Genomic DNA, 247 nt, shown 5'->3' with positions numbered 1-247 from the left:
CCACATCGTTGGCAGGCGCGTCGATCCGCTCGGGCGCTCGGGCCAGCAGCAGCAGGACGTGGATGCACTCCGACGCTTCCTGTACCGCCCGCTGGATGCGCAACACAGGAGCGTGCAGGGCCGGTGCTTCGATGGTTCGATGGGCCAGCAGTTCGGCCGCGCCGGTGATCACCGTCAGCGGCGTGCGCAATTCATGACTGACATCGCCGGTGAAGAAGCGCTCGCGTGCCAGATACTGCTGCAGCTC

The 247-nt window shown here is 66.4% G+C and carries 1 protein-coding gene; it reads right to left on the bottom strand.

Annotated elements, in window-relative coordinates:
* On the bottom strand, positions 1-247 hold a 247-nt coding region (locus tag AC1RQI_RS17410; protein ID WP_481905862.1), incomplete at both ends, for a histidine kinase dimerization/phospho-acceptor domain-containing protein.

It is taken from the genome of Salicola sp. AFF1, assembly GCF_056783195.1.
The sequence above is the reverse complement of the archived record's forward strand: the minus strand, read 5'-3'. Positions and strand labels throughout refer to the sequence as shown.